25 protein-coding genes are annotated in these 26,008 nt (G+C 64.0%); 16 read left to right on the top strand and 9 right to left on the bottom strand.

From position 1 onward, the window contains the following. The first annotated feature begins 134 nt into the window (after positions 1-134). From P0D71_RS26560 to P0D71_RS26545, 4 genes are all read left to right on the top strand, one after another. Complete coding sequence (locus P0D71_RS26560) at positions 135-425, top strand: DUF1272 domain-containing protein (RefSeq protein ID WP_408187343.1); 291 nt, start codon at positions 135-137, stop codon at positions 423-425. A 302-nt stretch (positions 426-727) separates the two neighbouring features. Further along, entirely contained in the window at positions 728-859 is a 132-nt protein-coding gene (locus tag P0D71_RS26555; RefSeq protein WP_408187342.1) for a hypothetical protein, read from the top strand. Between the two features lie 455 nt (positions 860-1,314). Beyond that, positions 1,315-1,599 (top strand): hypothetical protein, encoded by a 285-nt coding sequence (locus P0D71_RS26550; protein WP_091805353.1) that lies wholly within the window; start codon positions 1,315-1,317, stop codon positions 1,597-1,599. Between the two features lie 11 nt (positions 1,600-1,610). Continuing rightward, entirely contained in the window at positions 1,611-1,880 is a 270-nt protein-coding gene (locus P0D71_RS26545; RefSeq protein ID WP_408482883.1) for a DUF6723 family protein, read from the top strand. A 168-nt stretch (positions 1,881-2,048) separates the two neighbouring features. On the opposite strand, the gene P0D71_RS26540 is transcribed toward P0D71_RS26545, so the two are convergent. Continuing rightward, the gene (locus tag P0D71_RS26540; protein ID WP_091805358.1) at positions 2,049-2,255 is read right to left on the bottom strand and encodes a hypothetical protein; all 207 of its coding nucleotides are present in this window, start codon (positions 2,253-2,255) and stop codon (positions 2,049-2,051) included. A gap of 366 nt (positions 2,256-2,621) precedes the next feature. Between P0D71_RS26540 and P0D71_RS26535 the strand changes: the two genes are divergently transcribed. Then, positions 2,622-3,176 (top strand): NADPH-dependent FMN reductase, encoded by a 555-nt coding sequence (locus P0D71_RS26535; protein WP_408482881.1) that lies wholly within the window; start codon positions 2,622-2,624, stop codon positions 3,174-3,176. 97 nt (positions 3,177-3,273) lie between these two features. Here P0D71_RS26535 and P0D71_RS26530 read toward each other — a convergent pair whose 3' ends face one another. Together P0D71_RS26530 and P0D71_RS26525 are read right to left on the bottom strand one after the other, a co-directional pair. After that, positions 3,274-4,284, bottom strand: coding sequence for a hypothetical protein (locus P0D71_RS26530; RefSeq protein WP_408482879.1), 1,011 nt, complete (start codon positions 4,282-4,284; stop codon positions 3,274-3,276). 226 nt (positions 4,285-4,510) lie between these two features. After that, positions 4,511-6,802, bottom strand: coding sequence for a hybrid sensor histidine kinase/response regulator family protein (locus P0D71_RS26525; protein WP_408482877.1), 2,292 nt, complete (start codon positions 6,800-6,802; stop codon positions 4,511-4,513). Between the two features lie 708 nt (positions 6,803-7,510). On the opposite strand from P0D71_RS26525, the gene P0D71_RS26520 reads away from it, so the two are divergent. The 7 genes from P0D71_RS26520 (at position 7,511) to P0D71_RS26490 (ending at position 14,578) form a co-directional block, all read left to right on the top strand. Next, entirely contained in the window at positions 7,511-7,879 is a 369-nt protein-coding gene (locus P0D71_RS26520) for a response regulator (protein WP_408187339.1), read from the top strand. Further along, positions 7,872-8,495, top strand: a complete 624-nt coding sequence (locus P0D71_RS26515; RefSeq protein WP_091805369.1) for a chemotaxis protein CheC — start codon at positions 7,872-7,874, stop codon at positions 8,493-8,495. Before P0D71_RS26520 ends, P0D71_RS26515 begins: the two co-directional genes overlap by 8 nt. Further along, positions 8,492-9,430, top strand: coding sequence for a sensor domain-containing diguanylate cyclase (locus P0D71_RS26510; RefSeq protein ID WP_091805372.1), 939 nt, complete (start codon positions 8,492-8,494; stop codon positions 9,428-9,430). Before P0D71_RS26515 ends, P0D71_RS26510 begins: the two co-directional genes overlap by 4 nt. 264 nt (positions 9,431-9,694) lie before the next feature. Beyond that, positions 9,695-10,543, top strand: a complete 849-nt coding sequence (gene hpnD / locus P0D71_RS26505) for a presqualene diphosphate synthase HpnD (protein WP_408482964.1) — start codon at positions 9,695-9,697, stop codon at positions 10,541-10,543. A 4-nt stretch (positions 10,544-10,547) separates the two neighbouring features. Further along, entirely contained in the window at positions 10,548-11,816 is a 1,269-nt protein-coding gene (gene hpnE, locus P0D71_RS26500) for a hydroxysqualene dehydroxylase HpnE (protein WP_408294704.1), read from the top strand. Further along, a complete protein-coding gene (shc, locus tag P0D71_RS26495; RefSeq protein ID WP_408482874.1) occupies positions 11,813-13,843 on the top strand; it encodes a squalene--hopene cyclase in 2,031 nt (676 codons plus the stop codon). The genes hpnE and shc overlap by 4 nt, the downstream gene beginning before the upstream one ends. 3 nt (positions 13,844-13,846) lie before the next feature. Further along, positions 13,847-14,578: a phosphorylase gene (locus P0D71_RS26490; protein ID WP_408352269.1), complete on the top strand. Its 732-nt coding sequence runs from the start codon at positions 13,847-13,849 to the stop codon at positions 14,576-14,578. A gap of 70 nt (positions 14,579-14,648) precedes the next feature. Here P0D71_RS26490 and P0D71_RS26485 read toward each other — a convergent pair whose 3' ends face one another. Together P0D71_RS26485 and hpnN are read right to left on the bottom strand one after the other, a co-directional pair. Next, entirely contained in the window at positions 14,649-15,677 is a 1,029-nt protein-coding gene (locus P0D71_RS26485) for an MlaA family lipoprotein (RefSeq protein WP_408482872.1), read from the bottom strand. 2 nt (positions 15,678-15,679) lie between these two features. After that, positions 15,680-18,295: a hopanoid transporter HpnN gene (hpnN, locus tag P0D71_RS26480; RefSeq protein WP_408482870.1), complete on the bottom strand. Its 2,616-nt coding sequence runs from the start codon at positions 18,293-18,295 to the stop codon at positions 15,680-15,682. A gap of 212 nt (positions 18,296-18,507) precedes the next feature. On the opposite strand from hpnN, the gene P0D71_RS26475 reads away from it, so the two are divergent. Continuing rightward, positions 18,508-19,113 (top strand): MlaC/ttg2D family ABC transporter substrate-binding protein, encoded by a 606-nt coding sequence (locus P0D71_RS26475; RefSeq protein ID WP_408187333.1) that lies wholly within the window; start codon positions 18,508-18,510, stop codon positions 19,111-19,113. A 149-nt stretch (positions 19,114-19,262) separates the two neighbouring features. Here the strand turns inward: P0D71_RS26475 and hpnH are convergent, their stop codons facing one another. Together hpnH and ispH are read right to left on the bottom strand one after the other, a co-directional pair. Further along, complete coding sequence (gene hpnH, locus P0D71_RS26470; RefSeq protein WP_091805395.1) at positions 19,263-20,417, bottom strand: adenosyl-hopene transferase HpnH; 1,155 nt, start codon at positions 20,415-20,417, stop codon at positions 19,263-19,265. Between the two features lie 10 nt (positions 20,418-20,427). Then, positions 20,428-21,372, bottom strand: a complete 945-nt coding sequence (gene ispH / locus P0D71_RS26465; protein WP_091805398.1) for a 4-hydroxy-3-methylbut-2-enyl diphosphate reductase — start codon at positions 21,370-21,372, stop codon at positions 20,428-20,430. Between the two features lie 341 nt (positions 21,373-21,713). Between ispH and hpnC the strand changes: the two genes are divergently transcribed. After that, the gene (hpnC, locus tag P0D71_RS26460) at positions 21,714-22,580 is read left to right on the top strand and encodes a squalene synthase HpnC (RefSeq protein WP_408482868.1); all 867 of its coding nucleotides are present in this window, start codon (positions 21,714-21,716) and stop codon (positions 22,578-22,580) included. Beyond that, positions 22,580-23,752, top strand: a complete 1,173-nt coding sequence (locus tag P0D71_RS26455) for a glycosyltransferase (RefSeq protein ID WP_408187331.1) — start codon at positions 22,580-22,582, stop codon at positions 23,750-23,752. The genes hpnC and P0D71_RS26455 overlap by 1 nt, the downstream gene beginning before the upstream one ends. A gap of 61 nt (positions 23,753-23,813) precedes the next feature. Here P0D71_RS26455 and P0D71_RS26450 read toward each other — a convergent pair whose 3' ends face one another. Further along, positions 23,814-24,356 carry a hypothetical protein gene (locus tag P0D71_RS26450; RefSeq protein ID WP_091805407.1) on the bottom strand — a complete coding sequence of 181 codons (543 nt, stop codon included), beginning with the start codon at positions 24,354-24,356 and terminating at the stop codon, positions 23,814-23,816. A gap of 136 nt (positions 24,357-24,492) precedes the next feature. Next, the gene (gene hpnA, locus P0D71_RS26445) at positions 24,493-25,503 is read right to left on the bottom strand and encodes a hopanoid-associated sugar epimerase (RefSeq protein WP_091805410.1); all 1,011 of its coding nucleotides are present in this window, start codon (positions 25,501-25,503) and stop codon (positions 24,493-24,495) included. Positions 25,504-25,726: 223 nt separating this feature from the next. On the opposite strand from hpnA, the gene P0D71_RS26440 reads away from it, so the two are divergent. Then, the coding region (locus tag P0D71_RS26440; protein WP_408482866.1) for an acylphosphatase at positions 25,727-26,008 on the top strand (282 nt) is incomplete at its 3' end.

The raw sequence follows: 26,008 nt of genomic DNA, 5'->3' as shown, positions 1-26,008 counted from the left end.
CGGTGGAACTGGCTTTCGCGGCATTGGCAGGAATTGACGCCCGGCTGTCCATTGCGGGTTGCCGGCGCCGCTTACACTGGCCGGCAGGCGAGGTGCCATAACGCGCCTCGCTTTTCTGAAAACGCGGAGCCACCATGCTTGAACTGAGACCGTCCTGCGAAGGATGCGGCAAGTCACTGCCGCCACATGCATCCGACGCCATGATCTGCACCTACGAGTGCACCTTCTGCGAGGTGTGCGCGCTCACCAGGCTGCGTAACGTGTGCCCGAATTGCGGCGGCAATTTCCAGCGTCGGCCGATTCGCACCCGGGCTCAACTCGAAAAGCATCCAGCCGGTACGACCCCGCATCCCATTTCCATCGATGAAGCGTCGCACGCGCGTTTCTTCGATCGTTATCGGGACACACCACCCAGCGAGCGCTAGACGGCGCGGCGCGCTCACGCGCCCGCCGTGCCCAAACCGCGATCCGCCGCTCGCCCGCTCGACCCACGCTTCAGCTCTCGCGCTTCACCGTACCGACGGTCTCCTCGACGGCGTCTGCGCCCGATTACGAACGGGCTAAGCGCACCTTTCCGTGGAACTCACCACGGAATTCTTCCGGATTATTTCATTATTCAAGAAATTGTCTTCCTGTCTTCGCTGTTTGTCAGCGGACGCTGAATCGATATTCTTCACTCCATCGATCGCACTTGATCGCGAACCAAACGCTGAAGAGGAGTCGTACCATGAAACGCATTTTTTCCGTCCTGATCGCTTCCGTTGCCCTGTTTGCTGCCGCTTCCGGCGCAGCGCACGCTGCCGCCCCGGCACAGTGCAACGGACCGGCTTCGTATTGCAACGTGTTTTTCGGCAACTGATCGGTCGAAACCCCGTAGCACGCGAGAAAGGGCGCCCGCAGTGGCGCCCTTTGTTCGTCTGGAGATCTCTGGACCCATATAGCGTGCAACAGCACCAGCAGCAGCAGCACCAGCAAACAATACACGGCACTCCGAAGCAACACTTGGGCCCGGCGCGCAAATGCGTGTAACGCTCACCCTACTAACGTGTTACAGTAGGTCAACAGCTTGCAGTTCTCCTGCGCGTACCGCGCAGTCCCTGTCGCAAACGCCTCGCATCAGAGCGCCCCGATCAAATGGGGTCCCCTTCCTCCTACATAGCTCCACGGTGTCGTCAACCCGGCCTGACTGAAACGGTCGTTTTTCGCGTGCATCGTCGATCAATATCACGTTTCGTGGATCTGCCGCGATCTGCGGGGCCTTGCGCCCGGCAAAGACGCCCTGTTCGACGAAAGCCTTCACCGGAGACGAGCACCATGAGCAATACGATCAGAAGTTACCGAGGTCTTGAGATTTATCCGCTGGTCTATGCGCATCAGCCTAGCGGTCTCGATGGTGCCCGCCACTACGACTCCGGCTTCGACGCCGCCGTACGAATCTGCCGACGCGGCACCGACGACACGATGACCAGCAGTCGCGTGTTCCGCGTGCCGAGCCGTTCGCCGTTCGGCGCGGCAGGCGACGCGCGTATTGCGTCGGCCAGTTACGCGGAGCAGGTCATCGACGGCATGGTTGCCGGTCAGTCGATTGCCGGCCTCTGATGCGCGCGCCAATGGCAAGTCAGATTTCCAGGCGTGCGCAGCGCGCGATTCTTCCGGCCCTTAATGGCCGCGCGAACTATCAGGTGACGGCGTCGTCGCGCCGTACCTCGAGCGGTACGGTGCCGACGCTGAAAGTGATCCGCTTGAGCGACGAGCGGGTGATCTACCCATTTCAGGGGCACGCTGACATGCCTTTCTTCGAAGACGCCGACGCGGCGCAGCAGTTTGCCGAGACTTACGGCTGGCAACTGGTGGATGGCGACATCGCGGTCCCGGAGTAATTGCGTTTCACCCGATCGATCCGTATTAAAACGTCGCGCTGACTACTGCTTTGCAACTGCGCTGACGCGCCATTTCTCTGCGACGGCAATTTGCGGCGCAAAGCGAGCCGGCAGAGCCATCGGCCCCGGCGCCACGCGTGGCGACCGCTGATCAGCGGCTGGAGGCGATTAGATCTTCCCCCCGCCGTCCATCCCGCTACCGCGCCGCCATACTTCCTTGCCGCGTTCGGACAATTCACCGCTGCTGTGAAGGGCGTCCGCTTCCGTACCCTCGACGGCCATCTCGCCGCCCGGCTGTTCCTGTGCCTTCTGCTTTACTTTCTTGCGAGCAGCTACCGCTTCGTCGTGCGACTTTCCTGCGTAATTCAGACTCATGGCTCGACCCTCCAAAAAGTAAATTCGCTCATGTGCCGCGTGCGTTACCGGTCATTTGTGCCGGACATTGCGCGTTTCAGACTCGCGCGACGACAGCAAACAGTCGTTTGCCTCAAAAATTCCTAGACCGAAAGCGCGCTTGATTGACAAGGCAAAAGTACCACTTATCCACAAGGTTATTCAGTGAATCTGTGGATAACTTTTTGTGTTGCTGGGTTATCCACCGGCAAAAACGCGGTTGTACCGTCCCCAATAGCCATGGACAAGCATTTTGGCGTCCGCCGTCGCGGCCCACCCCGCTTTTGCCTATGATGGACAACTCGTACCCTTTGCGCCCACGGGCACCACACCAGAAGGAAGCGAATCATGGCCTATCACATTGCAGTCGTCGTCGGCAGCTTGCGCCGCGAATCGTTCAACCGGCAGTTGGCGCAGGCGGTGATTTCGCTCGCGCCATCCGACTTCACCTTTGAATTCATCGACATCGGCTCGTTGCCTCTCTACAGCCAGGACTACGACGCCGACTATCCCGAAGCCGGCAAGCAGTTGAAGCAGCGCGTGGAAGCCGCCAGCGGCCTGCTATTCGTCACTCCCGAGTACAACCGGTCCATCCCAGGCGTGCTGAAAAACGCGCTCGATTGGGGGTCGCGTCCGTGGGGCACCAATTCCTGGGGCAATAAACCGGGCGCGGTGATCGGCACGTCGGTTGGCGCGACGGGCTCCGCGCTGGCGCAACAGCATTTGCGCAATGTGCTGGCGTATCTCGATGTCGCGACGCTTGGCCAGCCCGAGGTGTTCATCAAGCACGACCCCGCTGTCATCAACGAAAAAGGCGAGATCCTGAACGACGGCACGCGTAAATTCTTGCAAACTTTCGTCGACCGCTACGTTGCGTGGGTCAAGCTGCACGCTGCAGCGTGACGCGATCACGATGCTGATGATCGAAGCGATCGGATCATACTGAACACGGCGGCATTGCGGTCAGCGCACCGCATTGCCGCTACGTGCGCTGCCACGTTCACACCTGGTGATGCCCCGTCACCCGCTCCCAGCCATGACGCACGGCCATCTTGAAGCGCTCCCATGTGCTTTCCGGCGAGGTCGTTTCCCAATGGCGTCGTGCTTCGGGCTCCACGTCGTCCCACGGCTGGTCGCGAAAACGCGCGTCTCTGCCGATTTCCGCGCCGTAGCGATAGGCGGGCACGTAGTCTTCATACCGGGCGTTTTCGGTCGCGTACTGCTCGTCATAGTGCGCGCGAAAATCTTCCTCATACTCCAGATATTCGTTCGGCATCTGACCGCCTAATCCCGCGGTCGGTTGGCCCGCTTCCGAGACGACTTCAGACGGTTGCATGACCGCGCCGGAACCCGGCATCGACCCAGCGGCAACCGCGCTACGCCCCACGTCGCCGACCAACGGATCCCTGACCGGCTCGTTGACCGGATCGATTAACGGCCGCTCGCCGAGCGGCGGAGGCACGAACGGTTCCGCGTCTGTGCTGCCTGGCGGCACGGTGTACAGGGGATCGGCCGTTGTGGCAGGCCGGTCGGCCATTCCCGCAGCTGGGGTCGACACATTCGGTGTACGCGGCGTGCCCGGCGTCATCGCGCCGATGCCGAGTTCATCGAGGACAGAGTGCTCGCGCCCGGATTCCGTCTGCGTCTCCCAATCCGGCGCGCGTTCGCCGATGTCGGCCGCGCCCAGTCTCGCGAACGTAGTGCGAGCCAGATCCGCATGCGCTTCGCTTGCCGCGTTGACGCATACCAGCACCGCGCCGCGGCGCACAGCCTCGGCGTAGCGCGCGGTCTCCGGTGCGCGTGGACCACTGGCGAAGAGGCTCGACAGAAAGCGCTCGATATTCGCCAGCACGCCCGAACCAGCGACTTCGTCGGTTGCGGAGCCGACGGAGGGTTCCGGATTCGCCTGCAACTCGATGGTTTCGCGTGCAAAGCCGGTCTGGACAAGCGTGTCGCGGGCGGCTTCCGCTTGAGAATAGGTGTCGAATAAACCAATCACTGTGTGTTGCATGGCTTGTCTCCCGACGTGGTGAGGCGGAACGGACGACGCGCAAACGCACCGCCCTCCTTGCCTCGTTACGCCGCAACGATCATGCCGGGTCCAGGCGACGGACCCGCGCGCCCTTTGCGGCCTGCTCGCACGCGGTCGGCCACGCAAAAAAGCGCGACATCCGCTGCCGCGCTTTTACAACATCAGGTAAAGGCCAAATCTGGTCGATTGCCCGCCAGCGCGAGCCTTACTGCGCCGGATGCGCTGCCGGATCGGCGCCCGTTTGCGTCAGATCGTGCTGGATGCCTTGCAGGAGTTTCTCCAGTAAACCGATATCGAAAGGCTTGGAGAGCACCCGCACGTTGACGTGGCGCGCGCGATCGAGCTCCTCCGCATAGCCGGTGACCAGAATGACGGGCAGTTTGGTGTCGAATGCAAGTACCGCCTCGGCCAGATCAATGCCGTTCATGGTGCCCGGCATATGGATGTCGGATAACACCAGATCGAACGGCAGCGGTTCGCCCGTGCGTGCTCGCCGTGCGTGGGCATCGTCGAACAGGCGTAGTGCGGTGTCGGCGTTGAAGACGCACGTGACCTGATGACCCATCATCTGCAGCAGGGCTTCGGTGCCCGCGGCCACTTCCTCGTTGTCCTCGACCAGCAAAATGCGCAGGCCCTGAGGTGTGCCGCTGACCTCCGCGCTGGCTTCAGGTGGCACCTCGGAATCCGGTTCCGCCGTGGCGCGTGGCAGATAGAGCCGCACCGAAGTGCCGGCGCCGACAGCGCTGTCGATCGCGGCGAGGCCGCCGGAACGCTCGCAGAACGCGAAAACCTGCGGTAAGCCGAGGCCCGTGCCCATGCCGTTCGGCTTGGTCGTGAAAAGCGGCTCGAAGGCGCGCGCAAGTACCTCAGGCGCCATCCCCGCCCCGGTGTCTTCGAGCGACAACTGCACGAAGTCGCCGGTGAGCGGAAAGCCATCGGCGGGACGGAAATGGATATTGGTGGCTCGTACCGTGAAGCGTCCGCCGCTCGGCATGGCGTCGCGCGCATTCACGGCAATGTTGATGAGTGCGAGTTCCAGTTCCGCGACGTCGACGCACATGGGCCAGATTTCGACACCGATATCGATAACCAGCGACACCTTCGCGCCGAGCGACGCGCGCAGCAACTCGCGGCACGCCGGCAGCCAGCGTTCGAGTGACAGGGTCTCGTTGCTCAACGGCTGCTTGCGCGCTACGCCGAGCAATTGACGGGTAAGCGACTGACCGCTCTTGAGCGCCCGTTCCATCGCCGACAATTCGCGGTCGAGTCCGGTGGCGCCGCGTCGCCGTGCAATCTGCACGTTGGCCGAGAGGATCATCAGCAGGTTGTTGAAATCGTGCGCGACGCTGCCGACCAGGGTGCCGAGCGCTTCCATCTTGCGCGACTGACGATACGTCGACTCGATCGAGCGGCGCATCGACGCTTCGGCCTGCCAGCGCTCCCACGCTTGCTCCTCGGCGCCAAGCCGGCGCAGCGACAACCAGATCACGCACCATAAAGCGATGGAGGGCGTGAACATCGACAGGATCAGCACGCCGAGGTGCCGGTACCACGCGGCCCAGATCGCCGAAGCACGATACCCGCACACCACGTACACGGGATACGAACCAACGTGACGGAACGCCAGAATCAGATTTTCGCCGTCGACGTTCGAGTACATGCGTACGACGCCTGCGCGCCGTCCTTGCGCGAGGGCTTCGGCTAAAGGTGTTTGCGACGCCATGGCGGAAGGTTCGCGCGGCGCGCGTGGATAGTGCGCGAGCATCGATCCATCCACGCGCACGAGGCTCATGGTCATCGCCGTGCCGTTGCCGCTGCCGTTGCCGCCGAGCAATTCGCGGTAGAACGCGTCGAAATAGCTAGGCCGCAGCGCGACGGAAACCACGCCGTCGAACGAGCCGTCCGCGCCGGTTCGTTCGACGCCCATGTTGAACACCTGTTCGCCGGCGACATGCCCGGTCATGACCTTTGAGACATGTTCGAGGCTTTTGCCGTCGCGAATGCCCTTGAAATCCTCGCGCTCGCCAATCGATACGGCCGGCGACGGAAGATAGCGGCTGCTGACGAGCAAGGCGCCATCGCGCCCGAAAATCGACACGGCGGCCACCTGCGGATAGCCGCCGCCCATCACGCGCAATTTCTCGTGAATAGCCGCTTCGCGGGCGCGAATGCCGTTGTCGTCCAAGCCGCTGGTCAGATCGACGATGCGCGAGTTGAGCGTCTCATTCATGTCGAACACTTTCAGCGCGTGTTCTTCCGCGACGCGCACCGTGCGCAGGGTCATGTCGGTGGCTTCGGCCTCGCGCGTGCGCAGATCGCTGATTGCCATGGCCGCCACATACAGACATGGCAGCACGATCGCCGCGATCAGCAGTGCGATCAGCGTAATGCGCCGCACCTGGAAGTTCTGCTCCGGCACGGCGGGGAATAACGCCCCATCCTGCCGTCCCGGGGGAAGGCGGCTCGCGGATGACGGGTCGAACCGGTCTTGTGTCATGTCGATTGTACGAAGGTCTTTCGGAACGCGGAGGCCGGGAGTCGGCATCATACGAGAAGCATAGACTCGGTGCGGCGGTAGAAGTTACCGCGGCGGATGGGCCGCTTCGGGGTCGGCGTCCTTCGCATCGAGCCACGACTCAATCGTCTGATTTTTGAAACAGCGAGGAAACAAGAAGCGCAAACGTACACAAAAGGATAAAACGATCGAGTTCGGTCAGAATCTACACATATATTTTCAAGAATAGTATTTCATGGGAAAATCTCTTTAATGAAAGTGAAATTGGCGAGTTGCTTTTCCGCCGTTTTACTTCGAGAATCGGCACCATGATAAAAATGCGTCCGCTACGTTCGGACGCATCTGCCGCGGGGCACCCAGCCGCACCATGCGTACCACGCGTGGCGGAAGGCGTTCGCGGAGTCACGCGCGCGGCAAAGACCAGCCCATCCACGCAGGCCGCGCAGATTCATCTACGGGGTAGGCTTCGAACATGCCGGTCATCGCCGTTGTCCACCGTGCGCGTACGCTTTCATGCGTGCCCACCGGTTCTGTCCATTACGCCTCGCCGGGCGCACCACCCGTTCGCCCGCATTCCGCACTTCAGCAAGCCTCAGCGCACTGTGCCGCTAGCCAACAGACGTCACGCTAAAGAACTCACCTCGCTTCGCCGTTAACGCGAAAGAGCTAATTCCGCTTTCCGACCCGCCCATGCCTTTGCCTATTGTGATCGCCGATGATTCGCTGCTTGCCCGCAAAGTGCTCACCAAGGCATTGCCGCCGGATTGGGAGGTCGACGTGTCCTACGCATCGAACGGGCGCGAAGCGCTCGATCTGTATCGCCAAGGCAAAGCGTCGGTGATGTTCCTCGACCTGACCATGCCGGACATGACCGGTTATCAGGTGCTGGAAGCATTGCAGCATGAGGATCTGAACACCTTCGTCATCGTCGTCTCCGCCGATGTTCAACCGGTGGCCCAGCAGCGCGTGCGCGCGCTCGGCGCGGCCGCGTTCATCGCCAAGCCCGTGACGCCCCAGGCGGTACTACCTATCCTCAAGGAGTACGGGTTGTATGTCTGAGCCAGTCCTCACCGAAGATCAGCGCGACGCGCTGCAAGAGGTCGCCAATCTGGCGATGGGCCAAGCCGCGACACGTCTTGCCCGGCTGCTCGATGCGTTCATCGAATTGTCGGTGCCGCGCGTGAAGGTGGTGGCGGTCGGCGAAGCGGCGCAGGCGATGCGGGAGATGACCGGGATCGAGGATACCGTGAGCGCGGTGCGCCAGGGCTTTCGCTCCGACATCAAGGGCGAGGCGTTGGTGATCTGCCGCAGCGACAGCATCGAGCAACTCTGTTCGCTCGTCAGCGATCCGTACTCGCGCTCGGCCTACGAGGCGGTGAGCCAGAAAGAACTGGTGTTCGACGTCGCGAATGTGCTGACCGGCGCATGCGTGTCGTGCATTCTCGACCAGCTCGGCCGCACGCCGGTGTTCTCCGCGCCGGGCCTGCTCGGCGAAGCCATGACGCTCGACGCGGTCTTCCAGCCGGGCGTGCTGCAGTGGGAGGTCGCGTTGCTGGTCGAAGTGAACTTCGCGCTCGAGGACCAGAGCTTTCGCGCCCACCTCGTGATGCTGATGGCCGAAGAATCCATTCGCCACATGAACGGAGCGCTCGACGCGCTGCTGTCGAGCCTATGAATGTGCCCGTGGACTCGTTGAGCGATCTGGTGGTCGAACGTGTCGGGTTCGGCATTTTCGTGCTGGATCGCGACATGAACGTGCTCATGTGGAACCGCTTCATGCAGGATCACAGCGGACTATTGCCGGAACAGGTGGTCGGCAAATCGCTGTTCACGCATTTTCCGGAATTGCCGCGCGTGTGGTTGGCGCGCAAGATCGAGAGCGTCTTTCAGCTCGGCAGCTTTGCGTTCAGCTCGTGGGAGCAACGCCCGTATCTCTTCAAGTTCGACCACGACCGGCCAATCACCGGGGGCGTCGATTTCATGCAGCAGGACTGCACGTTCATGCCGCTCATGCGCGAGCGCGAAGTGGTGGCCGTGTGCGTGACCATTAGCGACGTGACGCACGTGAGCATCGTGCAGCGCGAACGCGAAGAAGCGGTCGCGAAGCTGCAGGAATATGCCGACCGCGACGGCCTGACGGGGATCGCCAACCGTCGGTTCTTCGAAACGCGCCTGCGCGACGAATACACGCGCTGGCAGCGCTACGGCGGCGATATGTCGGTGCTGCTGTTCGATCTCGACCACTTCAAGAAGATCAACGACCAGTTCGGCCACGGCGTCGGCGACACGGTCTTGCGCGTGATGGCGCAACGCGTCGCCGAGGTAGTGCGCGCGCAGGACACCTTCGGGCGCTTCGGCGGCGAGGAGTTCGCCTTGCTGCTGCCGTGCACGCCGCTCGACGACGCGATGCGCGTGGCGGAAAAGATCCGCTGCACGATCGCCGACACGCCGGTCGAAGTGCAGGGCACGAGCGTGCCGGTGACGGCGAGCGTCGGCGGCGCGTCGGCGCGTGCGGGCGTGCCTTCGTACGACGTGCTCATCAACGAAGCCGACGCGGCGCTCTACAGCGCCAAGCGGCAAGGGCGCAATCGGTCGGTGGCCTTCGTCTGACGCCGCACGGCGGAGCTATTCCGCCTCGCCAGAGGCGCGCCACGGTAGGTCGCCGGGCGCGCCGCCTTGCCGGCTTCAGGCCCGCTTCCGACCCTGTATTCGCTGGCGGCACTGCGGCCTCTTACAAAGATTGATATACTTTTCGCCGTTTCCGGCCTCCCAGCCGGGTGTTTCGCGCGTGTCCGCGCGCGCGTGCCGCCTGCCTTGCGGGCCGGCATAAACTTCTTGAACGCCTTTCAGCGGGCGCCTCCAGCGGAGATCGTCTTGGCTGTTTCCAATCTTGTCGTGGACGATACAGAAATCGACGCCGCTGCCGCCACGTCCGGCAGCTCGTTCTATCTCGCCATGCGCATCCTGCCGGCCGCACAGCGCGACGCGATGTATCAGGTCTACGCTTTCTGCCGCGCTGTCGACGATATCGCCGACAGCGACATGCCGCGCGCCGAGCGCGCCGCCGCGCTCGAGCGCTGGCGTGCCGATATCGACGCGTGCTATGCCGGCGCGCCTCGTGCTTCGTTGCGCGCGCTGACGCGGCACATTCATACGTTTCATCTGCAACGCGAAGATTTTCACGCCATGATCGACGGCATGGCGATGGACGCCGCCGCCGACATCTGCGCGCCCGATGAAGCCACGCTCGACCTCTATTGCGACCGCGTCGCGAGTGCGGCGGGCCGTCTATCGGTGAGGATATTCGGGATGGACGAAGAGCCGGGCCGAGTGCTTGCGCAACATCTGGGCCGCGCACTTCAGCTCACCAACATCCTGCGCGATATCGACGAAGACGCCGGCATCAACCGCTGCTATCTGCCGCACGAATTGCTGGCGCGCGAAGGGATTGCGGTGACGAACCCCACGCAGATCGCCGACGACCCGTCGCTGCCGCGCGTGTGCGCGACGCTCGCCGAGCGGGCCAAGCAACACTTTGCCGCGTCCGACGCGATCATGGACCGCGAGCCGCGCAACCAGGTGCGCGCGCCGCGCATCATGTCGGGCGTGTATCGCGTGCTGCTTGAACGGACCCTCGAGCGAGGCTTCGACATTCCGCGCACGAAGGTCCGCAAGCCGAAGCTCCGCATGCTGTGGATCGTCGCGCGTTACGCGCTCTTCTGAGCTGATGCAAAAGCTCGTACATGTGGTCGGCGCAGGCCTTGCCGGCCTCGCCGCCGCAGTGCAGCTGCAGCGGCGCGGCGCGCACGTCGTGCTGCATGAAGCGGCTGCCCAGGCGGGCGGCCGTTGCCGGACGTATTACGACTCCAAGCTAGGCGCGACGCTCGACAGCGGCAATCACATGGTCCTGTCGGGCAACGTCGCGACGCTCAACTACACGCGGGCGATCGGCGCCGCCGACGAACTGGCCGGCCCGGCGCAGCCCGAGTTTCCGTTCGTGGATCTGGCCACGCGGGCGCGCTGGACCGTGCGCCTCTCGCCGGGACGCTTGCCGTGGTGGATCTTCGACGCGAACGCGCGCGTGCCGAACACCGGGCCGGGTGACTACCTGACGCTCGTGCCGCTGCTGTTCGCCAAGCCCGGGCGCAGCGTCGCGCAGACCATGCGTTGCAGCGGCCCGTTGTGGGATCGCCTGCTGCGCCCGCTGTTTCACGCCATGCTGAACGTCGAGCCACGCGAAGCGTCGGCGGAACTGACCGGCGCCATGGTGCGGCAGACCGTGATGGCCGGTGGCCTTGCGTGCCGGCCGCTGGTCGCGCGCAACGGTCTCGGCAGCGCGTTCGTGGATCCGGCGTTGCGGCTGCTGCAGCATGGCGGCGCGGCAATCCGGCTGGGCTCGCGTCTGGAAGAAGTGGTTTTCGCCGCCGACAACCGCCGCGTACAAGCGCTGAAGTTCGCCGGCGAAAGCATCGCGCTCGAAGCGAAGCACGCGGTGATTCTCGCGGTGCCGCCGGAGACCGCGCGCGCGCTCGTACCCGGTTTGCGCGCGCCGACGCGCTTTGCGGCGAGCGTCAACGTGCATTTCGCGATCGATCCGCCGTTTGGTTTGCCGCTGGTCACCGGGCTGCTCAACGGCACGGCTGAATGGCTGTTCGCTTTCGACGGCCGCCTGTCGGTGACCGTCAACGGCGCCGAGCAGCTGCTCGATACGCCGCATGAAGCACTCGCGGCCACCGTCTGGGCTGAAGTGGCTCAGGCGGCCAATTTGCCTGCCGCACCAATGCCGGCCTGGCAAGTGGTCGTGGAAAAACGCGCGACATTCGCCGCGCTGCCGGATCAGGAAACGCTGCGGCCCGGCACGCGCACTCGCTGGAACAACCTGATGCTCGCGGGCGACTGGACGGCCACCGGCCTGCCCGCGACGATTGAAGGCGCGATCCGCTCCGGCCAGAAGGCCGCGGATACGTTGCTGAATGAACCGATGGAACGCCGATGAACGATTTATCCCAAACCCAGCCGCTGGACGCCGTCCTGTCCGAAGTCGCCGACGCGGCGCCGAACGCGCCCACGCCGGCCGTAGCGGGCGAAGCGCACGCCGCCTCGCTCGACGCCGCCATCACGCGCGCAACTGACGCGATTCTCGCCGCGCAAAAGCCGGACGGCCACTGGGTCTACGAACTCGAAGCCGACGCGACGATTCCCGCCGAATACGTGCTGTTGGTCCACTATCTCGGCGAAACGCCGAACGTGGAGCTGGAGCAGAAGATCGGGCGCTATCTGCGCCGCATCCAGTTGGCCGACGGCGGCTGGCCGCTCTTTACCGACGGCGCGCTCGACATCAGCGCGAGCGTCAAGGCGTACTTCGCACTGAAGATGATCGGCGACCCGGCGGACGCCGAGCACATGGTCCGCGCACGCGAGGCGATTCTCGCTCATGGCGGCGCCGAAGCCGTGAACGTCTTCACGCGGATTCTGCTCGCGCTGTTCGGCGTGGTGTCGTGGCGCGCCGTGCCGATGATGCCCGTGGAGATCATGCTGCTGCCCGTGTGGTTCCCGTTCCATCTGTCGAAGGTGTCGTACTGGGCGCGTACCGTGATCGTGCCGCTGCTCGTGCTCAACGCGAAGCGGCCGGTCGCGCGCAACCCGCGCCGCGTGCGCATCGACGAGTTGTTCCGCGGCGCGCCGGTCAACACCGGCCCGCGCGATCGGGCGCCGCATCAGCATGCCGGCTGGTTCCGCTTCTTCAGCGGCGTGGACGTGCTGCTGCGCGCGGTCGACGGCCTGTTCCCGAAAACCACGCGCGAGCGCGCGGTGCGCCAGGCGGTGGCCTTCGTCGATGAACGCCTGAACGGCGAAGACGGGCTCGGCGCGATTTTCCCGGCCATGGCGAACTCGGTGATGATGTACGACGTGCTCGGTTATCCCGCCGATCACCCGAATCGCGCGATTGCTCGCCAATCGATCGACAAGCTGCTCGTCATCAAGGATGACGAAGCATATTGCCAGCCGTGTCTGTCGCCGGTCTGGGACACCTCGCTCGTGGCGCACGCGCTGCTCGAAACTGGCGAGGCGCATGCCGAGCAGGCCGCCGAGCGCGGGCTCGCGTGGCTGCGTCCGCTGCAGATTCTCGACGTGCGCGGCGACTGGATTTCGCGTCGCCCGAATGTGCGGCCGGGCGGTTGGGCATTCCAGTACAACAACGACTATTACCCGGACGTCGACGACACGGCGGTGGTCGTCATGGCGATGCATCGCTCGGCGGGGATTACGCAATCCGGCGTCGATCGCGAAGCCATCGCGCGGGCGCGCGAATGGGTGGTCGGCATGCAGAGCAGCGACGGCGGCTGGGGTGCGTTCGAGCCGGAAAACACGCAGTACTACCTGAACAACATTCCGTTCTCCGATCACGGCGCCTTGCTCGATCCGCCCACCGCGGACGTTTCCGGCCGCTGTCTGTCGATGCTCGCTCAACTCGGCGAATTGCCGCAAGGCAGCGAGCCGGCGCAGCGCGCGTTCGCCTACATGTTGAAGGAGCAGGAATCGGATGGCAGCTGGTATGGCCGCTGGGGCTTGAACTACATCTACGGCACGTGGACCGCGCTGTGCTCGCTGAACGCAGCCGGCATGCCGCACGACGACCCGCGAATGAAGCGCGCCGCGCAATGGCTCCTGTCGATCCAGAACGAAGACGGCGGCTGGGGCGAGGGCGGTGAGAGCTACAAGCTCGACTACCACGGCTACGAGCGCGCGCCGAGCACGGCTTCGCAAACCGCGTGGGCTCTCATGGGCTTGATGGCGGCAGGCGAGGTCAATCACGAAGCGGTGGCGCGCGGCGTCGCGTATTTGCAGCGAGAACAGCGCGAGCATGGCTTGTGGGACGAAACGCGTTTCACCGCGACCGGTTTTCCGCGCGTCTTTTATCTGCGTTACCACGGCTACCGTAAGTTCTTCCCGTTGTGGGCGCTGGCGCGCTTCCGTCATCTGAAGCGCAACGGTCTCACGCGCGTAGCGGTCGGGATGTAACGGATGCCACTTTCGACCACTCCGTCAGCGGATGGCCGCCGCAGCCCCTTGCCGGTGATCGTGGTGACGGGCATGGCGTTCGAGGCGCGAATCGCTCGTGGCGAAGGTGTTGAAGTCGTCTACGCGGCGCGCGCCGATCTGCTGGAGCGTGCGTTGAGTGCGGCGGTCGCGCGCGGCTGTTCGGGCATTGTGAGTTTCGGTACGGCGGGCGGTTTGGCGCCAGATCTGGAGCCGGGCGCACTGATCGTCGCGGACGCTGTCGAGGGGCCGTTTGGGCGGCTCCAGACCGATCGTCCATGGGCGGACAGGCTCGCGGCCGCGCTGGCGGCCGGGCCGCGCGCGGCGCGTGTGCGCCGCGGCCTCATGGCGGCCGTCACCGCGCCTTTGGTGAGCGCGGGCGACAAGGACGTGCTGCATCGCACGAACGGCGCGCTGGCGGTGGACATGGAGTCGCATATTGCCGGCGCGAAAGCTGCCGCGCATGGCGTGCCGTTCGCCGTTTGCCGGGCGGTTGTCGATCCGGCGTGGCGCACGCTGCCATCCGCGGCCACTGCTGGCCTGCGCGATGACGGCAGCACGGCGCTCGCGCCGATTCTGCGGGAGTTGCTGCGACAGCCGTCGCAGCTCGGCGCACTGATCCAGGTTGCCATCGATGCCCGGGCGGCGCGCATCTCCCTGGTCGAGGCGCGGCGCGCGATGAGCGAGGCCGGGGCGCTGCGGATGGCGATCGCCTGAAAGAGCCCCGTCAATTGGGTGCCGCGCGAGTGTCAGTCTAAATCGCGGCACCGTTCCGAACTTCCAGTCTCTATTGCGTCACCGGTGCCGACGCCGGCTGCGTGCTGCCGGCCGGCGGCGCGGCGGGCGGCGTCGGCGCGGCCGTGTCTGAAGCGCCGGTGGGTGCGGCGGAAGGTGCGGCGGCCGGTGCGCTCGGCGTGGAGCCTGCTGCGCCGCTCGCAGGCGTGTCGCCCGGATCGGAGTAGTTGGGCACGCCCGCCGGGGCGCCGGTAGCGGCGCCTGAGGCTGCGTTCGGCGCTTCCGCCGCGTCGCCCGGATCGGCGTAATTCGGCAGGGCACCTGCCGCCGGCGCGCCGGCTGCGGGCACCGACGAAGCGCCGGAATCCCCCTGATCGTCATAGTTCGGCAGCGGCGCGCCGTTGTCGCTCGTGCCACGCAGACGCGAACGGCGTTGCTGCGTATAGGCGTCGCGCACGAACGAGTACTTGTCCAGCGCGGCCTGTTGCAGCAGGTCCGACGCGCCCAGCAGGTCGGAACGCACGCTCACGAACTGCAGCAAGTACAGCGGATTGCGCACCGCCGGCTCCATGTAGTTCAGCGGGTTGAACTTCACGTCGACGATCAGCCCCATGCTGTCACGCACCGAGCTCGGGCCGAACAGCGGCAGGACCAGATACGGGCCCGACGGAATACCCCAGTGACCGAGCGTCAGCCCGAAATCCTGATGGTGCTTGGGCAGGCCGGCAGGCGTCGCCCAATCGAGCAGGCCACCCAGACCGAAGGTCGAGTTGAACGCGAAACGGACGATGTCCTCGGTCGCGTCGGTGATCTTCAACTGCAACAGCGCGTTCGCCGCGTTGGTCAGATCGCCCAGATTCGAGAAGAAGTTGCTCACCGCCGTGCGCAACGGCTGCGGCGTCACCTTCTGATACCCCTTTGCCACCGGAACGGCGACGTAGCGGTCCAGGCCATCGTTGAAACTGAATACCGCGCGGTTCACCGGTTCGAACGGGTCGCCGGGTTTGCGGTCGGGGCCGGTGGCGCAGCCTGAAATCAAACCGGTGGCGACGAGTGCCAGCGCGGCGTTACGCAGCTTCATGCTTATATTCCTTTTTGCTTCGCGCGACGTGCGCGCGGCTTACCCATCAGCACGGGTTGAAAAACCACTGCGCCGATTAACGTGCAGAACAACGAGAGCGCCAACAGGCGCCCCATGCTCGATGTACCCGGATGGTGCGACAGCCACAGGCTGCCGAATGCCGTTGCCGTGGTCGCCGCGCTGAATAGCACGGCGTGCGTCAGGCTCGACTGCAGGAGGCTGGTTTGACCATGGCGCCACGCCATCACGAAGTAAATCTTGAACGCCACGCCGACCCCGAGCATCAGCGGCAGCGCGATGATATTCGCGAAGTTCAGCGGCATGCCGAATACCACGCACAGTTCGAGCGTCACGAGCGCAGAGACCAGCAGCGGCACCAGCGTGCGCAACATGTCGCTGACGCGCCGCAGTGCGATCCACAGCAGGATCGCAATCGACGCGAGCGCGTACGCGGCGGCCTGCAGGAACGCCTTGATGATGGTGTCGGCCGAATGGAGGATCGAAATCGGCCCGCCGATCGCGCCTGGCTCCGCCTTCTTCACCGCATGGGCGAAGCGGGCGAGCATGGCGTCGTCGTTCGGATCGGTGCCGGGCTTCACCTTCGGTGAGATGTCGACGAGCGCGCGGCCGTCCTTGGATACCCAGCCTGCGGAGATTTCCTTGGGCAGGTTCTCGCGGGTGATTTCAGTTGGCTGCAGCAAGTTGGCCAGTTGGCTCAGCGCGATGCGCAGGGTACCGGACATCGCGGTTTCGGCGCGGTCGCGCGTGGCGGCATCGGCGGCGGCCAGCTTCTGTAGTGTGGCCGATAGATGCTTGGCTTCGGCGGCGCCTGGGCCTGGGTGATCGTCGGCGGCGAGCGAGAGCTGGTTCGACGCGCGCTTGAGCGCGGCGACGCGCACCGCGTCCGTTGCCTGCTGCGCGGGCTGTTGCTGCAGCGCGGGCAACAGTTGCTGCGCGGCGCTCGCAATCAGCATCAGCTTCTGCTGCTGGTCGGCGGGAACGAAGGTGTCGAGCGTGTTGACGCGGCCCACTTCCGGCAACGCGCGCAGACGCGTGGCCATGCGGTCGGCGTCGGCGAGCGAGGGCGCCAGCACATGCACGTTGTTGACCGCGGCTTCCGGGGAATCCTTCAGCGACAACAGCGTCGCCATCGACTCCGTGTGCGGATCCTTCAGATGAAGCGGATTGAAGTCGAAGCGCAAATGCGTAAGCAACGGCGTGGCGCCGATCACGACGATCAGCGTGCCGATCAGCACAGGCTTGCGATGGCGATCGAGGAAGTCGTCGACGGGCGCGAGTTGCTTGAAGCCCGGCGAAGCGGCTTCGCCCGGCGGATTGAAGAGCTTCAGCAGGGCCGGCAGCAGCGTCATGTTGGTGAAGTACGCGACGAACATGCCGACGCCCGCGATTTCGCCCAACTCGGACACGCCGCGGTAAGCCGTCGGCAGGAACGAGAAGAAGCTCAGCGCAACGGCCACCGCCGCGAGCGTGAGCGGCACGCCAATGCTGTGGGACGTATGCATGAGGGCGGCGGACAGGCGGTCGTCGCGATTCCGTTCCTCGCGATACTTGACGCCGAACTGCACACCGAAATCGACGCCGAGCCCGACGAACAGCACCATGAAGGCGACCGAAATCATATTGAGCGCGCCGACCATCAGCAGGCCGAGCGCCGCGGTAATGGCAAGCCCGACGAACAGCGTGATGAACACGGCGATGATCATGCGGCCCGAGCGCAGCGCCAGCCACAAAATGATCAGCACGACGATAAAGGTGCCGATGCCGTTGAGCACCGCGCCGTCCTGGACCGAAGCGAATTCTTCGTCAGCGAGCGGCTGTTCGCCGGTCAGACGAACCGTAGCGCCGTAGCGCGCGTCGAGGTGCAGCGCGGCGGCGGTGTCGCGGATCGACTTCGACGCCGTTGCGCCCGGCTCCAGTGCGTCGTAATTCACGACCGGTTGCACCACCACGAAGGCGCGCGCCGGATCGGTGGCCGCGCTCTTGTCGACCAGCGCGCGCCACGAGAAGGCGGCCGGCTGGCCGGCCAGCACACGGTCGAGCGTGGTCGCGCTTTGCGTCAGCAGATGGCTCATGTCGCCGAGCTTTACCTGACCGATCTGAAGCGGCAGCAACAGGCTCGTGGTGAGCGTGCCGGCGAGGCCGGTCAGGCCCGGATCGTGCGCGAGGGCGTTGACCAGCGGGCGCGACTGGACGAGTTGCGAGGTGGTCGACATCACCTCGTCGGTTGACGGAAACAGCAGGCCGTTATGTTCGAAGAAAGCGCCGCCGGCCGGCTGCGAAACCGCCACGAACTCCTTGGAATCGGCCTTGAGCGCGGCGGTCAGAGCCTGCGCGGCGGCGTCGGCGAATTCCGGCGCGCGCGCTTCGACGACCACCAGCACGGTTTCGCCGCGATCGGGAAAGGCCTTGTCCATGGCGTGGTCGAGCGCCGACCATTCCTTGTCGGTCTCGATGAGACGGCTGATGTCCGTGTTGATCTTGAAGTTATGAGCAACGTAGAAGCCGCTCAAAACGGCGAGCACGAACGACACCGCGACGATCCGCAGTGGATGACGCACTGAATAGGCGACGAGACGGACAATAGATGACTTCAGCATGTAGGCGAACTTGGCCTTATCACGGGTGTTGTTTTTGACGAAAGTGCACAAGTATACAGAGCCGGAGCGATCAGGCTCGTGTTCGCTAGCAAGTACGGCTCCCGGCGGGTGCTTTGGGGCGGGAACGCAATGTCGGTATACTGGTCTATCCTGCTTACGCCGCGTGCTCGCGAGCCCGGCGGCGCTTTCTTCTTTCAGGTTCTGTCGAGCGTATGAAACGTTATCTGTCTGCTTTTCTGGCCGCGGCCGTCGTCTCCACCGCGGCCTATGCGCAAAGCGCACCCGATGCGGTGGTAAAAAGTGCCGTCGAGGGCACGGTGGCCGCCATGAAGGCTGACCCGCAGGCGCGCGGCGGCGACATGGGGAAGATCACCCAACTCGTCCAGTCGCGCTTCCTGCCGGCCACCGACTTTCAACGCACCACGCGAATCGCGGTGGGCAAGGCGTGGAGCACCGCGACGCCCGAACAGCAGAAGCAACTCTACGAGCAGTTTACGCTGCTGCTCACGCGCACTTATGCTGCGTCGCTCTCGCAACTGCGTGATCAGGACGTGAAGTTCAATTTCCTGCCGATCACCGTGCCGGCGGGAGCCAAAGACGTCGTTGTGCAATCGCACGTGCTCAGCAATGGCGGCGACGACGCGATCGACTATCGCATGACCAAAGATCCCGCTGGCTGGAAGGTCTACGACATCAACATGATGGGCGCCTGGCTGATCCAGGTGTACCAGACGCAATTCGCCGATCAGATTGCCAAAGGCGGCATAGACGGGCTGATCAAGTTTCTGACCGCGCACAACGCGCGCAGCGCGGGGTGACGGTTGACTGCCTCGTGAGGCATGACGCACGAGGTAAGCGGCGCAAGGCAAGTGGTATGGGCGTAAAAAAAGCGCGGTGGCTATCAAACCACCGCGCTTTTTTTTGAATTCGCGATCACAGGTGGCGCGAAACTGCCGCCACCGGCCGCTTAGTGTGCTGCTGTAGCCGTCTGCACTTTCTTGCCCTTGCCGGAAACCTTGATCTCTTCGAGCTTGATCTCGACATGGCGGGAGAAGACATACTCGGCCGGACGTTGCTTATCCAGAGGAATATCCTTCGTGAAAGCGCCCGACGTCTTCGGTCCGCGCAGGCTGACCTTCAGCGCCTTCAGCGGATGCGCCACCGTATCCATCACGGCGGTCGCTTCGAAACCGCAGTGAACCATGCAGTCAGCGCACTTCTCGTAGTTACCCGTGCCGTATTTTTCCCACTCCGTGGTTTCCATCAGTTCCTTGAAGGTCTTTACGTAACCTTCGCCGACCAGATAGCACGGCTTTTGCCAGCCGAACACGGTACGTGCCGGGTTGCCCCACGGCGTGCACTCGTACGTCTGATTGCCGGCCAGGAAGTCGAGGAACATGCCCGACTGGCTGAACGACCAGTTCTTGCCATTGTTGCCGCGCTTGAAAATCTCGCGGAACAGTTGCTTGGTCTTGTCGCGGTTCAGGAAGTGCTGCTGATCCGGCGCGCGCTCATACGCGTAACCCGGCGAGACAGTGATACCGTCCACGCCCATCGGGCCCAGCGTGTCGAAGAATGCGGCAACCCGTTCCGGCACGGCGTCGTTGAACAACGTGCAGTTGATGTTCACGCGGAAACCACGGCGCTTTGCTTCCTTGATGGCGGCGACAGCCTTGTCGTACACGCCTTCCTGCGACACCGAGTGATCGTGCGCCTGCTGATCGCCGTCGAGGTGAACCGACCACACGAAGTACGGATTCGGCTCGTAGTCGTCCATCTTCTTTTCCATCAGCAGCGCGTTCGTGCACAGGTACACGAACTTCTTGCGCGCGATGATGCCCTTCACGATCTGCGGCATTTCCTTGTGCAGCAGCGGTTCGCCGCCTGCGATCGACACCACCGGTGCGCCGCACTCGTCGACGGCGCCGAGGCATTCTTCCAGCGACAGGCGCTGATTCAGGATGGGATCCGGATAGTCGATCTTGCCGCAGCCATTGCAGGCGAGGTTGCAGCGGAACAGGGGCTCCAGCATCAGGGCGAGCGGATAGCGTTTATTGCCGGAGAGATGCTGACGCATGATGTATGCGCCGACCCGGACTTTCTGTAGCAGCGGAATAGACAAAAGGTCCTCCTTAAACTTCGCGTGCGGCGAGTGGTTGCATCAGTTTCGATGGCAACTTGAATTCGACTTTCTCTTCACGGCCCGCCATCGTCGTGACATCGACAGGCCCCAATGCGCTCAGCGCATCGATTACGTTCTTCACCATCTCTTCCGGCGCCGAAGCACCGGCCGTGATGCCGACGGTCTGCACGTTCGCAAACCATTCCGGCTTCACTTCCGAACCGTCGGCGACGAGATAACTCGCCACGCCGCTTTCGCTGCCGATCTCGCGCAGCCGGTTCGAGTTCGAACTATTGGTTGCGCCCACCACCAGCAGCACCTCCACCTCTTTGCTCAACTCGCGCACCGCCGCCTGGCGGTTTTGGGTGGCATAGCAGATGTCGCGCGTATCCGGACCGACGATGTCGGAGAAACGGTTCATCAGGGCGTCGATGATGCCACGCGTATCGTCCACCGACAGCGTGGTTTGCGTGACATAGGCGAGCGGCGTGTCGAGCGGCAGGTCCAGCGTTTCGACCTCGGCCTCGCTCTGCACCAGCAGCACTTTGCCCGGAATCTGGCCGATCGTGCCTTCCACTTCCGGATGACCGGCGTGGCCGATCAGGATCAGCGTGCGGCCGGCGCCGACATATTGGCGACCCTGCACATGCACTTTGGTGACCAGCGGGCAGGTTGCGTCGAGCACGTCGAGACCGCGCGCTTCGGCGTCACGCTCGACGGTTTGGGCAACGCCGTGGGCGCTGAAAATCGCCACGGCGCCTTGCGGCACTTCGTCGAGCTCTTCGACGAAGCGCGCGCCTTTCTGGCGCAGATTGTCGACCACGTGGCGATTGTGAACGATCTCGTGGCGGACATACACGGGTGCGCCGTGTTGTTGTAACGCGCGGTCGACGATCTCGATTGCACGTACAACGCCCGCACAAAAGCCGCGGGGTTGAGCAAGGATGACTCGCATAAGTTGGCGAACTCCGACTGACGCGGGTTCGAAGAAGTCGGTAAATCTGACTTTATCGCCGCGATCATCTAATTTAGTTGACGTCTTGAGCCCGGCGCTTGCCGGTACAGCAAAACCAAACGCGCATTCTAACGCTATCAGGCCGGCTTTGCTTTGGCGGCGCCCGGCCGGTGTTGGGCGGCCGCCGCAGCGGCGGACCCACGGTTGAAGCCGCAAGCCGGCCCATGCCAGTGCGGATGCGGCAATCATTACACGCTGCAGCGGTTTAACGGAACCCTTAAACTACGTAGTCCTGCGGCGCCCCGGCGCCCACATTACAAAAGGGTTTCGAGGCTCGCTGGATGGACGTCGATCAATACGAAGATATTCCGGTCGCGAGCGTGTTGCTGCCAAAAGCGCTGCGCACGCCTATCGGAATCATCTATCAGGTGGTCCGCACGGCGGGCGACATTGCCGACGAAGGCGACTGGAGCGCGGCCGAACGGCACGCCCGTCTCGCCGACTTCCGCGCCGGTCTCGACGCGGTCGCACAGCGGCGCGCGGCGCCGGTTCATCCACTGCTGTTCGGCAAGCTGGCCGGTGTTGTGGCGCAGTATAAACTACCGCTCGCGCCGTTCTACGATCTGCTCCACGCGTGCGCTCAGGACATCGACACCAGCCGGTACGCCGACCGGGCCGCGCTGCTGGATTATTGCCGCCACTCGGCGAACCCGCTCGGGCATCTGATGCTGCATCTGATCGGCGCGGCCACGCCGGAAAATCTCGCCGACGCCGACGCGATCTGCACGGCGTCGCAATTGATCAGTTTCTGGCTCGACGTCTCCGCCGACTGGAAAAAGGACCGCGTGTATCTGCCGCTGGCGGACCTGCGGCGCTTCAACGTGAGCGAGGCGCACATCGCCAACGGGGTTGCCGATCAGGACTGGCGGGCGCTCATGGCACACGAAGTGTGTTTCGTCCGGGACATGCTGGTGCGCGGCGCGCCGCTCGCGTTGCGCATTCCCGGGCGTCTGGGAATCGAGTTATGCGGGGCCGTTCATGGCGGGCTGCGCTTTCTCGACAAAATCGAGACGGCGGGCTACGACGTGTTTCGCGAGCCGCCGGTGCTCAATACATTTGACTGGTGCGTTGTCGCGGCCCGCACTGTGGTGATGTGGCTGTCGCGGCGTGTCGGTATGGCAGCGCGTTCAATCGAGGGTAATGTTTAATGGCGGTGGTTCTGTTTCTTCTTTCGTGTCTTTCCCTGCTGATCTGGTGCGTGTTGCTGTTCGCACGCGGCGGTTTCTGGCGCGCGCGTCCCGCCGCGCCGCTCACCATCGCGCCGCGCGCTTCGTGGCCGGCGGTCGCCGCCGTGGTGCCGGCCCGCAATGAAGTCGACGTGATCGCCGAAGCGGTCACCACCCTGCTTCAGCAGGACTATCCGGGCGAATTCCACGTGATCGTCGTGGACGACCACAGCAACGACGGCACCGCCGATGCAGCTCGCGCGGCCGCGTTGCAGTTGCAGTGCCCGGATCGCCTGACCGTGCTGAGCGCGAAGCCGCTGCCGCCGGGCTGGTCCGGCAAGGTGTGGGCGCAGTCGCAAGGCATCGAGGCGGTGCGCACGCTCGGCTTGCCCGCGGACTTTCTTTTGCTTACCGACGCCGACATCGGCCATCCCGCCGACGCGGTCGCGCAACTCGTCGCACGTGCTGACGCGGAACAGCGCGACCTCGTCTCGCTGATGGTGCGCCTGCGCTGCGATTCGTTCTGGGAAAAGGCGCTGATTCCCGCTTTCGTCTTCTTCTTTGCCAAGCTGTATCCGTTCTCATGGGTCAACAACCCGCGCAATCGTACGGCTGCGGCCGCGGGCGGCTGCATGCTGGTGCGCCGGAGCGCGTTGGAAGAAGCGGGCGGCATCGAGTCGATCCGCGCCGAGCTGATCGACGACTGCAGCCTCGCCGCGCGCATCAAGCATCGCGGCACGGGGCGTCATCCGATCCGGCTGGACGTGGCGGCGCGCAGCGTGTCGCTGCGTCCGTACGACAACTGGCGTGAGATCTGGAACATGATCGCGCGCACGGCCTTCACTCAACTGCATTACTCGCCGTTGCTGCTGGCAGGCACGCTGGTCGGCATGACGATCATTTACCTGATGCCGCCGGTAGCCGCACTGGTCCTCGGCCCGACGGGCTGGCCCGCGTGGCTCGCATGGGCGGCCATGTGCTGCGCTTATGCGCCGATGCTCAGCTACTATCGCCGCTCGCCGCTGTGGGCGCCGTTTTTGCCGCTGGTCGCGTTGTTCTATGTCGGCGCGACGTTCGCGTCGGCGGTGCGCTACTGGCGTGGCAAGGGTGGGCAGTGGAAGGCGCGTGTTCAGGCGCCGGTGCAGGAGCGCTGAAACAGCGGTCAGACGCAGGTGGAATGCAAAAGCGGCGCTCTCGGGCGCCGCTTTTTTTGCATCAGCCTTTGGTAAGCATCATGTAGAGCTGAATCACCATGTCCGGCGAAAACGTGAACGGAACCCAGCCGTGCCCGGTATGGCGCATGACCAGCAGACGGTCGCCGTTCGACTGCTTCTGCACTGCCATGACCGGATTCTTCGTGGACACGAAGCGCCAGCCCGGCGGAATACCCGGCGGCGGTTCCGGCGTCATTGAAGCACGCGCGTTCGACAACTCTTCGATCAGTTGGCCGATCTGCTCCGCGCGCAGCGCGACCGTCTGGCCGCCGATCGTCATGGTGATCTCGTTCTGCGCGGGGCGATTGATTTCGAGCGTGGGCTGAACCTGCGGGGCCGGCGCCTTGTCTTCGACTACGGCCGCCTCAGTGTCGGCCGCAACCGCTTCAGCCCTGGATTCGGACGCGACCTGCTCCACCGGCGCCTGCGGCGCAGTGGTGTCTGCGGGTGTCTCGGGGATGTTTTCGGCCTGCGGGGCCACGACAGCCTGAATGAGCTGATCGACGCCCACTTCCAGCGCGCCGAGCTGTTCGTGAAGATTCATGCGAGGTTTCTCTGGTAAGACCCACGATTTTACCTGCTGCGCGTAGGCTTTTACCTTTCGCTAACACGGTGACGTTGTAACAAAATGCTTGCGGCCGCGCCGGATCGTCCGGTGCGCGCCGCGTGTTCAGGCACACTCAGGCCTTCAGATAGCCGGCTTGCCGGAACCAGTCGAGGGCATCGCTCAGACCCTCGCGATAGGGCCGGGCACGGTAGCCGAGTTCGCGCTCCGCTTTCGCCGATGTGAAATACATCTTGTTCTTCGACATTTTCAAGCCGTCGACGGTCACGAACGGTTCGCGTTTCGTGATCTTGGCGACTGCCTCCGCGCCCATGGCCAGCGGATAAAGCGGCCAGCGCGGCAGGCTGAGCGTCGGCGCCTTGCGGCCGGTCAGCGCCGCGATATCCGCGAGCATCTGTTGAAGGGGCAGATTTTCGCCGCCGAGAATATAGCGCTCGCCGATCTTGCCGCGTTCGAGCGCGAGGAAATGGCCGGCCGCGACATCGTCCACGTGGACGAGGTTAAGTCCTGTGTCGACGAACGCGGGAATCTTGCCGAGCGCCGCTTCCACGATGATGCGTCCGGTCGGCGTCGGTTTGACGTCGCGCGGACCGATCGGCGTGGACGGATTGACGATCACCGCGGGCAAACCGTCTTCGGCGATCATTCGTTCCACCGCGCGTTCGGCGAGCACCTTGCTGCGCTTGTAGACGCCGATAGCCTGGTCGGCTTTGAGCGGCGAGGTTTCATCGGCGGACTGGCCGGAACTGGTCACTTTCAGCGTCGCCACACTGCTCGTGTAGACAATCCGCTCGACACCTTCCTTCAGCGCCGCGCGCATGGTCGCCTCGGTGCCTTCCAGGTTCGAGCGCTCGATCTCGCTCGGGTCCGGCGCCCATAGGCGATAGTCGGCGGCCACATGCAGCAGATAGCGCACGCCGCGCAGTGCGTTGCGCATCGACGCTTCGTCGCGCATGTCGCCCACCACGATTTCCGCGTCCAGCGACTCGACGTTCTGACGCGGACTGGTCGCGCGCACCAGCACGCGCACCTTGAAACCTTTCTGTTGCGCGATGCGCGCCACCGACGAGCCAACGAAGCCGGAGGCGCCGGTCACGAGCACGAGATCGCGATTCTGTTCGGTCATTCTGTTTCCATTTCCTGCGTGACAGTCGACGGATTGTACGTGGCGCGCGTGTTGCATGTCGCGCGAACGGCCTCAAACGGGTCGGCGGGACGCGCGCATTGCCGAGCAAGCTCGCCGCGACGCGACTAGAATGCCGGCTTGAAAGAATGTGTGCATCGGATCGGAGTCAGTGCTTTGCATGGGAGCTGAAGCGCTCACTCCGGTTGACAGAGGAGAAGACGGCATGGCCCCGGATCTGGATCAGCGGATCGAAACTTACTATGTGCGCGTACGCGGCACCGTGCAGGGCGTCGGTTTTCGCCACGCGACCGTGCGGCAGGCCCACGCGCTTGGAATCAAAGGATGGGTGGCGAATCTCGACGACGGTTCCGTCGAAGCCATGTTGCAGGGCTCGGCCAACCAGGTCGACCGCATGTTGTCGTGGCTGCGTCACGGGCCGCCGGCGGCGCGCGTGACCGAGGTGAGCGGTGAAGAACGCTCCACCGAAAAGCGCTACGAGCGTTTC

Source organism: Paraburkholderia sp. RL17-383-BIF-A, from assembly GCF_046028015.1.
GTDB lineage: Bacteria > Pseudomonadota > Gammaproteobacteria > Burkholderiales > Burkholderiaceae > Paraburkholderia.
Note: the sequence above shows the minus strand (reverse complement) of the source record. Positions and strands in the feature narration are given on the sequence as shown.

What these genes read in the sequence shown, in the direction of transcription:
- P0D71_RS26510 (WP_091805372.1), top strand. Translation starts at nt 8,492, where the DNA reads ATGAATGTGCCCGTGGACTCGTTGAGCGATCTGGTGGTCGAACGTGTC.
- P0D71_RS26550 (WP_091805353.1), top strand. Translation starts at nt 1,315, where the DNA reads ATGAGCAATACGATCAGAAGTTACCGAGGTCTTGAGATTTATCCGCTG.
- hpnA (WP_091805410.1), bottom strand. Translation starts at nt 25,503, where the DNA reads ATGACCGAACAGAATCGCGATCTCGTGCTCGTGACCGGCGCCTCCGGC.
- P0D71_RS26455 (WP_408187331.1), top strand. Translation starts at nt 22,580, where the DNA reads ATGGCGGTGGTTCTGTTTCTTCTTTCGTGTCTTTCCCTGCTGATCTGG.
- hpnN (WP_408482870.1), bottom strand. Translation starts at nt 18,295, where the DNA reads ATGCTGAAGTCATCTATTGTCCGTCTCGTCGCCTATTCAGTGCGTCAT.
- P0D71_RS26555 (WP_408187342.1), top strand. Translation starts at nt 728, where the DNA reads ATGAAACGCATTTTTTCCGTCCTGATCGCTTCCGTTGCCCTGTTTGCT.
- P0D71_RS26525 (WP_408482877.1), bottom strand. Translation starts at nt 6,802, where the DNA reads ATGACACAAGACCGGTTCGACCCGTCATCCGCGAGCCGCCTTCCCCCG.
- ispH (WP_091805398.1), bottom strand. Translation starts at nt 21,372, where the DNA reads ATGCGAGTCATCCTTGCTCAACCCCGCGGCTTTTGTGCGGGCGTTGTA.
- P0D71_RS26485 (WP_408482872.1), bottom strand. Translation starts at nt 15,677, where the DNA reads ATGAAGCTGCGTAACGCCGCGCTGGCACTCGTCGCCACCGGTTTGATT.
- hpnC (WP_408482868.1), top strand. Translation starts at nt 21,714, where the DNA reads ATGGACGTCGATCAATACGAAGATATTCCGGTCGCGAGCGTGTTGCTG.
- P0D71_RS26540 (WP_091805358.1), bottom strand. Translation starts at nt 2,255, where the DNA reads ATGAGTCTGAATTACGCAGGAAAGTCGCACGACGAAGCGGTAGCTGCT.
- P0D71_RS26515 (WP_091805369.1), top strand. Translation starts at nt 7,872, where the DNA reads ATGTCTGAGCCAGTCCTCACCGAAGATCAGCGCGACGCGCTGCAAGAG.
- P0D71_RS26520 (WP_408187339.1), top strand. Translation starts at nt 7,511, where the DNA reads ATGCCTTTGCCTATTGTGATCGCCGATGATTCGCTGCTTGCCCGCAAA.
- P0D71_RS26450 (WP_091805407.1), bottom strand. Translation starts at nt 24,356, where the DNA reads ATGAATCTTCACGAACAGCTCGGCGCGCTGGAAGTGGGCGTCGATCAG.
- shc (WP_408482874.1), top strand. Translation starts at nt 11,813, where the DNA reads ATGAACGATTTATCCCAAACCCAGCCGCTGGACGCCGTCCTGTCCGAA.
- P0D71_RS26530 (WP_408482879.1), bottom strand. Translation starts at nt 4,284, where the DNA reads ATGCAACACACAGTGATTGGTTTATTCGACACCTATTCTCAAGCGGAA.
- hpnE (WP_408294704.1), top strand. Translation starts at nt 10,548, where the DNA reads ATGCAAAAGCTCGTACATGTGGTCGGCGCAGGCCTTGCCGGCCTCGCC.
- P0D71_RS26535 (WP_408482881.1), top strand. Translation starts at nt 2,622, where the DNA reads ATGGCCTATCACATTGCAGTCGTCGTCGGCAGCTTGCGCCGCGAATCG.
- P0D71_RS26560 (WP_408187343.1), top strand. Translation starts at nt 135, where the DNA reads ATGCTTGAACTGAGACCGTCCTGCGAAGGATGCGGCAAGTCACTGCCG.
- P0D71_RS26490 (WP_408352269.1), top strand. Translation starts at nt 13,847, where the DNA reads ATGCCACTTTCGACCACTCCGTCAGCGGATGGCCGCCGCAGCCCCTTG.
- P0D71_RS26475 (WP_408187333.1), top strand. Translation starts at nt 18,508, where the DNA reads ATGAAACGTTATCTGTCTGCTTTTCTGGCCGCGGCCGTCGTCTCCACC.
- P0D71_RS26545 (WP_408482883.1), top strand. Translation starts at nt 1,611, where the DNA reads ATGGCAAGTCAGATTTCCAGGCGTGCGCAGCGCGCGATTCTTCCGGCC.